The 10,292-nt window shown below is 40.9% G+C and carries 6 protein-coding genes and 1 pseudogene; 4 read left to right on the top strand and 3 right to left on the bottom strand.

Annotated elements, in window-relative coordinates:
* The coding region (locus PN450_RS00660; protein ID WP_271835045.1) for an RNA-guided endonuclease InsQ/TnpB family protein at positions 1-843 on the bottom strand (843 nt) is incomplete at its 3' end.
* A gap of 61 nt (positions 844-904) precedes the next feature.
* Here PN450_RS00660 and PN450_RS00655 point away from each other — a divergent pair.
* The gene (locus PN450_RS00655) at positions 905-1,042 is read left to right on the top strand and encodes a hypothetical protein (RefSeq protein WP_168694530.1); all 138 of its coding nucleotides are present in this window, start codon (positions 905-907) and stop codon (positions 1,040-1,042) included.
* Positions 1,043-1,414: 372 nt separating this feature from the next.
* Here PN450_RS00655 and moeB read toward each other — a convergent pair whose 3' ends face one another.
* Both moeB and PN450_RS00645 read right to left on the bottom strand, forming a co-directional pair.
* Entirely contained in the window at positions 1,415-2,587 is a 1,173-nt protein-coding gene (moeB, locus tag PN450_RS00650) for a molybdopterin-synthase adenylyltransferase MoeB (RefSeq protein ID WP_148763290.1), read from the bottom strand.
* A 368-nt stretch (positions 2,588-2,955) separates the two neighbouring features.
* Positions 2,956-3,021: pseudogene (locus PN450_RS00645) on the bottom strand (DUF4079 domain-containing protein); the annotation flags it as partial.
* A 128-nt stretch (positions 3,022-3,149) separates the two neighbouring features.
* Between PN450_RS00645 and PN450_RS00640 the strand changes: the two are divergent.
* From PN450_RS00640 to PN450_RS00630, 3 genes are all read left to right on the top strand, one after another.
* Positions 3,150-3,755 carry a TIGR02466 family protein gene (locus tag PN450_RS00640; RefSeq protein WP_271835044.1) on the top strand — a complete coding sequence of 202 codons (606 nt, stop codon included), beginning with the start codon at positions 3,150-3,152 and terminating at the stop codon, positions 3,753-3,755.
* A 185-nt stretch (positions 3,756-3,940) separates the two neighbouring features.
* Entirely contained in the window at positions 3,941-7,354 is a 3,414-nt protein-coding gene (locus tag PN450_RS00635) for an alkaline phosphatase PhoX (protein WP_271835043.1), read from the top strand.
* A 317-nt stretch (positions 7,355-7,671) separates the two neighbouring features.
* A complete protein-coding gene (locus tag PN450_RS00630) occupies positions 7,672-9,984 on the top strand; it encodes an alkaline phosphatase (protein WP_271835041.1) in 2,313 nt (770 codons plus the stop codon).
* The last annotated feature ends 308 nt before the right edge of the window (positions 9,985-10,292 follow it).

Below are 10,292 nucleotides of genomic sequence, written 5' to 3'. Positions count from 1 at the left end.
GTTCTTCAAAAATGCCTTAACGTGCAAATCTTCTATCTTAATTATGCTGTGGTTTTTAGCTAGATAGTAGGTTAATTTGTGAATAGAATCCTTGCGAATATTAGAAACTTTGGCGTGTAATTTAGCTAATTTTCTCACAGCTTTTTTACGGTTATTAGAGCCTTTAATTTTCCTGCTCACACTACGCTGTAAACGTTTCATGCGTTTACTCTTATGGCGGTAGGCTTTAGGATTCTCGAATACTTCACCATTACTGCAAACTGCTAATTCTTTGATACCAATGTCAACACCAATGGTCGGTCCGTCTGCAAGTATAGGAGGTTTTTCAACTTCGTATTTAACAGAAATAAACCATTTATCAGCCTGTCTAGAAATCACGCAATTATGAGTTACTGTAATCGGTAAAGGTATGGCTAATCGTACCCAGCCAATTGACGGTAATTTAATTCTTTTACCATCATTTTTAATCGCTGGTTTCGCCTTAGTTCCTGATTCTAAATAGAAAGAATCGTGTTGTCCTTTTTTCTTGAATCGTGGTTGTTTTGATGTTTTTTTGAAACACCTATCCCAAGCCTGGCGTAAATCAGCTAACGCCTTCTGAGGGATATTTTTATTAACTTCGTAATACCAAATATGCTCAGATTTTACCTCAGCAACTAACTTTTTATGCAAGTCAATCGCTGATGGTAATTTAAGTTTTTCGCCTTCTTTTTGAGCAGCTAAAATATCCTTGATTTGAGCATTTGCCCAGTTGTAAGCGTGTCTAGCGACTCCAGAAGCCTTGCGAAAAGCTGTAATCTGTCGGTTATTTGGAATTAGTGCAGTTTTGAATGATAAAAGCATTGACTCGACCTTCAATGTTGTGCTATGATATCTAGTATATCAGACATATTAGGATTTGGCAATGCCTCGGATTAAATTTAAACCACAAAATCAGGTAGCGTACGATAAATCACCTTTGCAGTTTAAGGTGTTGCCTGGGGTCAGAGAAAAAATTAAAACCGTCCCTAACACAGCAGCAACGGTTAAGGGAATTTGTTGATCAACTTATTGAAGACTTGGACAAACAGTAATATATGGATAGTTATGGGTAGAAATTATCAAGCTGTTTCTACCCCTCAATTCTGTTAATTAACCTCACCTACCTGGAAACTGCTATAGCTAAATTCTCCATGAAGTTTATGCAAACTTTAGACATCTTACTTTTTAAAAGAAGTATAAGTAATAGACAATTTTGGTATTTTTTAAAGATTTTTTTGTATAAATTAGATACATAAATCAAATTATATTTCCATGTATTAACTATAAAAAGATACCCGAATCATCCAATAAATCGGGTATCTTGTTGTTGAGATCAGATTGGGGATAGTTAGAGGTTTTTCCCAAACATTATCAACAATCCCGCCCAAAATTATTAATACTGAGGAACAGAAGCGTCTACTTCTTGACTCCAAGCATTAATTCCCCCTTTCACATTTGTGCCAGTAATTCCCGCTTCCTTGAGGATAGCCAAGGCTTTCGCCGAACGTCCACCCAGTTTACAATGAGCAATTAAACGGTGTCCATTGAGTAAGTCCTTCACCTTAGCCACACCATCACCATTTTCAATATCTGGTAAAGGGACTAACACAGAACCAGGAATTTTAGCAATTTGGTACTCATGAGGATTACGCACATCTAGCAGCACAAAGTCCTTTGCACCACTATCTAATAACGCCTTCAATTCCTTCACAGTCATTTCTTGAACTTCCATTTGCTGTTTCGCTTCTTCGGCTTGGGCTTGGGGAATCCCACAGAATTGTTCGTAATCTATCAGCTTGTCAATAACTGGACGGATGGGATTAGGACGCAGTTTCAACTCCCGGAATTTCATATCCAAGGCGTTGTAAAGCACTAGTCTACCACTCAGGGTAGTACCATTCCCCAGAATAATTTTCACTGTTTCTGTGGCTTGAATAATCCCAATCATTCCCGGTAAAATTCCCAGAACTCCACCTTCTGCACAGGAAGGAACCATTCCTGGTGGTGGTGGTTCGGGGTACAAGTCACGATAGTTAGGACCACCTTCATAGTTAAAGACGGTTGCTTGTCCTTCAAATCGGAAGATAGAACCGTAGACGTTGGGTTTATCTAACAATACGCAAGCATCGTTGACTAAATACCGCGTTGGGAAGTTATCAGTGCCATCAACTACGATATCGTAAGGCCGAATAATATCGAGGGCGTTTTCGGAACTTAAACGAGTTTCATACAAATCAACCTGACAATGGGGGTTAATTTCATGAATCCGGTTTTTTGCTGATTCAATTTTGGGTTTACCTACCCAGGATGTCCCGTGAATAACTTGACGTTGCAGGTTAGAGGTGTCCACAACATCAAAATCAACAATACCAATTCTGCCTATACCTGCTGCTGCAAGATATAACAGTAATGGTGAACCTAGTCCACCAGTACCGATACAGAGTACACTGGCGGCTTTTAGGCGTTTTTGCCCTTCCATACCCACTTCTGGCAAAATTAAGTGGCGGGAATAGCGTTCGTAGTCGTCTTTCGTCAACTGGATTTCATCCAGATTGGGATTTAGCATAGCAGTTGTAGGAATCAGCGCGGAGTATTAATGTTAACTTAAATTTGCTAATTTTATCAGTTTAATTGTCTCGGCTGGAAACTGGTGGTTGTCATCAAGACTCCAGCTTTGCAGTTTACCAGCTTGAGTATTTAACTTGTAGGGATAATATCACACAAGAGTATTCTGTCCAAAGGTAATAGAATACCGAAAGATTCTGGGTTTGTTCTGACCCGTAACATCCAAATACCAGTTATGGCTAAAAATAAATAGGCTAGTACCGCAGGGCGGAAGTCAAAAGTCAAAAGTCAAAAGTCAAAAGTCAAAACTAATATACAGTAGGCTTTTTGGCGATTGAATATGGTTGCTTTATTTCCGCCAAGCTGTACTAGTAAAGATAATCCCATTGACCAAGCGGCTATTTTCCATAACCATAGAAAGGAAGGTAGGTGCATAAAACAGTTCAGTTCAGGAAAGTTACCTATTGAGCTTAACAGGACTTCAGCTTTTTTTTATTTTTAGTTGTCCATGTTTTCTGCCCAGCGACAAAGTTCACAAGTCAATATAAACATAAATCAAAATTATGGTTGGTTCTAGAAATGATTGGTTTCCCACGTCTGTTTGGCATTTTTCCCTAGAAAATTATCAACAATTAAATCCTCCACTCTTAGAAACTATCTATGCAGAAGAACGTCGAGATAGTCAGGGTGAGAAATGGTCAAATATATTAGGATGGCATAGTAAAGATAGGTTGCATGAGAGGGATAGTTTTGACAACCTTATACAAATCATTAATCAAAATGTCTTAGAAGTTGCCACATTTTTACAATGGGACTTACAAAAGTTTAGCCTGAAGATTACAACTTGTTGGGCAATTATTAATCGTAAACTTGCCTCCAACTCTGTACATAATCATCCCAACTCAATTTTAAGTGGAGTTTATTATCTGAAAACTCCTGAAAATTGTGGTGGCATATTTTTCTCTGATCCGCGACCAGCTTCACAGATGATCGTACCACCATCTATAGAGTTGAATCTATGGACTTTCCCCAAAATCACTTATAAAGCTCGTGAAGGGACGATGTTAATATTTCCCAGTTGGCTGTTACATGGTGTGGAAATGAATATGAGTGATGAAGATCGGGTATGTATTAGTTTTAATATTGGCATAGTACCTATAAATAGATAATTTTGCCTTAATCAAAATTAACTTTTAGCAGGATTTTTAATCAAGAAATAGCCAATTCATAGTGCCTTCTTAACCTCTGAGTGAGATCCTAATAAGGAGTGATATTCATATTCGGTAAATATAGGTTTTCCTAAATTTACCAAGCATTGATTCAGTAAGCATTACAAAGAAAACTGAGGGATTTTATGGCTAACACACCATTCGATACAACCCAACCGTCTCAAGTAAAAGGATTAAATGGTTACACCGTTGACCCTATTTTTACAGTTGGTGACAAAATTGGGAACTATGTTGCTCCTGGGATTCTTGACGGTATTGGTGCTTTTTCACTCAACGATACAACTGTTCGTGTATTAGTTGTTAATGAGGTAGGGGCTGCTGATGGTTATAAGTACACCCTGAAAAACGGTACTCAACTCCCCGGTGCAAGAGTTAACTATTTTGATGTTGACAAGCGCACATTGCAAATCGTTGATGCTGGATTAGCCCATGACACCATTATCAACCGCAAAGGTGAAGTTGTTGATGCTGCTGCTGATTTAGAGAACGCTGGTATTCAACGTTTTTGTTCTGCTGCTTTATTTGAAGCCAACCAGTTTGGTGCAGGTATTGGTTTAGCTGATCGTATTTTCTTCTCTGGTGAAGAAACCAGTAATGGTACACAATTCGCCTTAGATACAAAAACTAATACTTTATATGCAGTACCCGCATTTGGTCGCGCTTCGTGGGAAAACGTCACAGAACTAAATACAAGCCGCACTGATAAAGTTGCCTTTTTAATTGGTGACGATAGCAATAACGCGCCTTTATATCTCTATGTTGGCGATAAAAAAGCTGGTGGTTTCCTGGAACGCAATGGTTTAGCACAGGGTAAACTATTCGTATGGGTGGCTGACGATCCTGCAAATGCTACTGATGCAATTGAAGCTAATCCTAGCCAGTTCAAAGGCAGTGGTAACAGCACAAACGGTCAATTTGTAGAAATTTCTTACTACGATCCCACAAAAGCAAATACTACAGGTTATGACGCTCAAGGTTTTGCTACACAAACAAAACAAAATGAGTTAGCTACCGCCGTTAATGCCTTCAGATTCTCTCGTCCTGAAGATATCGCTACCAATCCTTTCGATGGTACTCAAGCTGTTTTAGCCTCCACTGGTATTACTGCAGGTCCTGATGTTTGGGGTACAACCTACAAAATTGATGTTGACTTTAGCCAACTTCTTTCTACTACTGCTACTGTTCCTACAGCAGAAGACACTGCACCCTTTTTACTACCAACAGGATTCACTCAGACAGAAATTGTTGACCGCAACAAAGCTAATCTAGATCCTCAATTTGCTGCCACCTTTGGTAACTGGGACATGGTGGCACTCGATCCCACCAACCGCTACATCTACATTCCGATGGAAGTAAGTCAAGGCGCTGGTTTAGCTCGCTACGACACCCAAACTGGCGACTTTGTTTCAGCCTTGACTGGTCAAGCGGCCTTACCCTACACCACCAATCCTACGGTTTGGGATAAGAATAATGATGATTTTGGTCCTTTTGACCCTGCTGTATATACTCCTTACGGAACAGTTATTACAGCAGAAGAAAGAACCAATGGTCGTCTATTTGAGTGGCTTAACCCCTTGATGGCTGCTGGTGATACAGCTAATGTGGTTTGGCGCAGTAATATTCCTGCTGTTTCCCATGAAGGCTTGAAGTTTGATGCCTCTGGTACTTTGTACTTTATTGATGAGAGCAACACTGGTTCTATCTACAAGTTTGTACCTAAGACTGCTGGTGATTTGAGTGTTGGACAAAGTTTTGTCTTGAAGGTAACTGCCTTTACAGGTAATGCTTCGGAAAACTGGGACTCTACTGCCAATACAGGTAAAACTCGGACTGGTGCAGCTACTTGGGTCGCTATTACCGATGCTAATGGTGTGAAAACGACTACGGCTAATCCCTTTGACTTTAGCAGTGCTACTACAGGTGGACGTGCGGCAGCGGATGAAGTTGGTGGTACACCCTACGGTCGTCCAGAAGACTTAGAAATTATTGGTGACACTCTTTATGTAGCTACAACTAGCGAAAACGCAGTTTATGGCATTAACCTCAAAACTAATGAAGTTAAGCTTTTTGCTAGTCGTAGCACAATTGATGGTGGTACTGCTTTAGCTGCGGGTACCAACCTCAATAACCCTGACAACTTGGCTAGTGATGCTGCTGGTAATCTTTACATTATCGAAGACAACGGTCCTGGCGATATCTGGAAGGCATCTGATAGCAATAAGGATGGTGTAGCTGAATCCATCACTCGTTGGGCTAGTTTGGGAGTTGCAGGATCTGAACCTACTGGGTTGATTTCTACAAACAATCCCAATGAATTTATCGTTGCCATTCAACACCCCACATCTGGAAATGATGCTCTGTGGAAGATTACAACTGCACCAGAAATCACTGCAAAAATTGACATCCTTTACGATGGCAACGACGCTGGTAAACAAGATTTCGGTATGCGTAGTCCTGATAACCTCGACTGGGCTGATAATGGCAAAATTTACTTACAAGAAGACCGCGCACTAGGAGCAGATATCTGGGGTGCAACTTCTAAGCAAGAAGCCTCTATTTACGTTCTTGATCCTGCTGCTGCCAATCCAGCGGATAGCTTAACTAAAATTGCACAAGTTGATCGCTCGGCTGTTCCTTCTGGTCAAACTGATTCTAGCCCCACTGATATCGGTAACTGGGAAACTTCAGGTATTCTAGACGTTTCTAGTCTTTTTGGTAACGCTCCTGGTACACAGTTTGTCTTTGATGTCCAGGCGCATAGTATTCGTTCTGGAACAATTATTACCGCCACAAATATTGATGGTAATGGTGATGGCACAAAAACTAGACAAGAAAACCTGGTTGAAGGTGGTCAGTTATCTTTCTTGACTGCGCCTAATGCCAATTTGATTCAGGACACACAATTCTTTGCTGGTACACCTAATGCCGATACGATTGTAGCCAAGCAAACTCCTGGCTTTGGTGGTATTAAGGATGTCGTGTTTAGTGGCGCTGGTAATGACGAGGTTGATAGTGCGGCTGCGGGCGCTCTTGCCAGCAATAACATTATTGACAGTGGTAGCGGCAATGATACCGTGTTTTTAGCCAATGGCGATCGCGCTTTTGGTAGTGCTGATAACGACACATTCTTTGGAGATGAAGCCAGTAATTTCCGTGCCTCCGGTGGCGCTGGTAATGATCTGTTCTTCCTGGGTAATGGTTCTAATGGTCGTGCCTTGGGTGGTGATGGTAATGATACCTTTGAAATCGGTCTTGGTGGTGGTCACACCCTATCTGGTGGTGCTGGCGCTGACCAATTCTGGATTGTTTTTGGTGAATTAACCAAAGCTACTAACACCATTCTAGATTTCCAAATTGGTACTGATGTAATTGGTATTTCTGGTGCTAAGAGCTTAGGCATCACTACCGCCAATCTAACTTTGACTCAAGTTGGTGCTGACACTGCGGTTATCTTTGGTGGTCAAACTTTAGCCACTTTAACTGGTATTCAAGCCAGTGCTTTGAGTGTGGCTAATCCTAATCAGTTTGTCCTGGTTTAATTAAAGCCAGCATTTAATAGTAATTACTTGTAACTAAATACCTTGGCAGGACTTGATATTTTTACAAGTTTTGCCAAGGTTTTTTAACTTTTGAATATTGTGGCTAAGTTTGAGAATTTGATCCTCTTTTTACCTCAACCAAGTTATAAAACGAATTTTTTAATCAAAAAATTATTAAACCATAGTTCCATCTTAACCTTCGCGTGAAAACTTAATGAGACGTAATATTCATATTCAGATAAGTTTAGGTCTTCCTCGACTTGCCGAACCCGAATTTATTCATTCATTAAGCATTGCAAAGGGAATTAAGGAATTTTATGGCTAAGAATACAATTATCATGATCGGCGACGGTTTGGGCTGGGAAATGGCACGTGCGGCTGCTATTTACAAGCAAATCCGTGAAGGCAAGACTGGCGCAACTCTAAATGATTTTTATACATCTGGTAAAGGAACAGGGCTTAATTTCCAAACATTAACAGGCTACACCTATGCCACTACCTACGGAACCACAATTGCTGGTACAGATGGAGTTTTTAATGCTGGAATTTCCGCCCTCAATGGTAATACCCTCACTACTCTCACAGGTACTGCTCCTCTCCGTACAGGGTTTGCATTCAATCCCACCTTTAACCCTGGAACTACACCTAATGGTGGCGCAAAAGTTAGCGATGGTGTAGTTGGCAACCTTGTTGGTTACGATCCAGTCAAGGGTGGTATAAATCCTTGGACACCAGGTACTGATTCTGGCTATATTAAGAACAGCTATCCCGATTCTGCAAACACTGCTACCACACTCTATTCAGGCGTTAAGAGTTACAACGGTGCTATTGGCGTTGATATTTTTGAAAAACCTGTTGAAAGTATTCTTTCTAGAGCGGCATCTGTTGGTAAATCTACTGGTTTGGTGACATCTGTTCCCATTGACCACGCTACCCCTGCTGCTGCTGCTGCTGCTGTAAATAATCGTAACAAGTTTGATGGTGACTTACCTGCATTAGACAATATCTTGCAGCAAGAACTCCGTATTTACCAACCAACTGTACTCCTTGGCGGTGGTCATCCACTTTCTAATACTGGAAACCCCTTACCCACTGGTGTTGAGCCAAGAGACAATACTTACATCAAGGAATCCACTTACCAAGAGTTAAGTAAAAAGCCCACGACCAACATCTATGATTACACCTTCTTAGAACGTGGTGCCAATGCGGCTCAAACTCTAGCAAATACGGCTGCTCAACTTGATCCAGAAAAAGGCGATCGCTTACTTGGTTTGTATGGTGCGCGTGGACAAGATGGCAACCTACCCGTAAGCTCTGCCGATGGAGACTACAGCACCACTGGCTTGGCAATGTTCACCAACAACACTACCAAGGGACTAAATCCAGATACTGTTAGACCGCTTCTTCCCGGAGAAACGGATGCGCCATTTATCGCTAAAGAACGCAATGAAAACCCTACTCTTGATGACCTAACCAAAGCAGCTTTATCAGTTTTAGGTAAAGACCCGGATGGTTTATGGCTGATGATTGAAGGTGGTGATATAGACTGGGCTGCCCATGATAACAACATTGATAACCTGATTGGTACAGTTTTAGACTTTGACAAAGCAGTCGGATCTGTGATCAATTGGATTAACCAAAATGGTGGTTGGGCTGATAACGAATTGATTATTACTGCTGACCACGATCATTACCTCAATCTTACTAATGACTTCCCCGCACTGCTCAGAACAAAGGGCGCTGAACAATTGACTGCGATTGACACAATTGCTGAATCTGGTAACTTCTGGGGAAATAGTGCCACTGATAAATACAACTGGGGAAGCCACACCAACCGTCCTGTCCCTGTCTACTATCAAGGTGTTGATTCCCCAACATTAACTAGTTCAATCGGTCAAGGTTTTGATGCCTACGGCTTTAAAATCCCTGGTCTTGCTAATGCGGTGGATCAAGTCAACATTGCTCAAACCATGTTTGCCTCAGTAACTGAAGTCAATCAGGAAAACTTCGTTACTGGAACTACTAGCGCAGATACCTTAATTGCACTTCAAAATATAGATGGGGTTCAAGACACTGTATTTAGTGGTGCAGGAAACGATGAAGTTGATTTAGCATTCAATAGCAATGCTCGTAACAACATCATTGACACTGGTAGCGGTAACGATAAAATCTACGTTAGTCGCAACGACGTAGCCTTCGGCAGTGATGGCAATGATGAATTTGATGCTAGAGATGGCAAAGGTGAGAATCGGATATCTGGTGGCGCTGGTGATGATACCTTCTATTTAGGTAGCAATGACCGGGCATTAGGTGGTAGTGGTAACGATAAATTCTTTGCCGGTTTAGGTGGTGGCAACCTTTTATCTGGTGGTGCTGGTGCTGACCAATTCTGGATTGTCAACGCTGAACTACCAAAAGCCGCTAACACAGTTCTAGATTTCCAAGTTGGTACTGATGTGATTGGTATTAAGGGTGCTGCTAGTTTAGGCATCACTACCGCCAATCTAACTTTGACTCAAGTTGGTGCTGATACTGCGGTTATCTTTGGTGGTCAAACTTTAGCCACTTTAACTGGTATTCAAGCCAGTGCTTTGAGTGTGGCTAATCCTAATCAGTTTGTCCTGGTTTAATTAAAGCCAGGATTTAATAGTAATTACTTGTAACTAAATACCTTGGCAGGACTTGATATTTTTCCAAGTTTTGCCAAGGTTTTTTAACTTTTGAATATTGTGCATAAGTTCTAGTATTTGATATTTTTTTACTTAAACCACTAGTTTTGCATATAGATAATGAATGCATTAAGTAGAACGGCTTGAATAATTCAAAGTTTGTAGTGAGGAATTTATTCCTCATTTGAGGGCTGAAGCCCTCACTACGAAATCATCTCCAGATTTTTTACATTACTTAATATACTTTGATTTATTTTCGTCTACTTACT

The organism is Dolichospermum lemmermannii CS-548 (assembly GCF_028330815.1).
Taxonomy (GTDB): Bacteria; Cyanobacteriota; Cyanobacteriia; order Cyanobacteriales; family Nostocaceae; genus Dolichospermum; species Dolichospermum lemmermannii.
Note: the sequence above shows the minus strand (reverse complement) of the source record. Positions and strands in the feature narration are given on the sequence as shown.

Excerpts from the sequence above, each read along its gene's own strand:
- PN450_RS00630 (WP_271835041.1), top strand. The coding sequence starts at position 7,672 with ATGGCTAAGAATACAATTATCATGATCGGCGACGGTTTGGGCTGGGAA.
- moeB (WP_148763290.1), bottom strand. The coding sequence starts at position 2,587 with ATGCTAAATCCCAATCTGGATGAAATCCAGTTGACGAAAGACGACTAC.
- PN450_RS00640 (WP_271835044.1), top strand. The coding sequence starts at position 3,150 with ATGGTTGGTTCTAGAAATGATTGGTTTCCCACGTCTGTTTGGCATTTT.
- PN450_RS00635 (WP_271835043.1), top strand. The coding sequence starts at position 3,941 with ATGGCTAACACACCATTCGATACAACCCAACCGTCTCAAGTAAAAGGA.
- PN450_RS00655 (WP_168694530.1), top strand. The coding sequence starts at position 905 with ATGCCTCGGATTAAATTTAAACCACAAAATCAGGTAGCGTACGATAAA.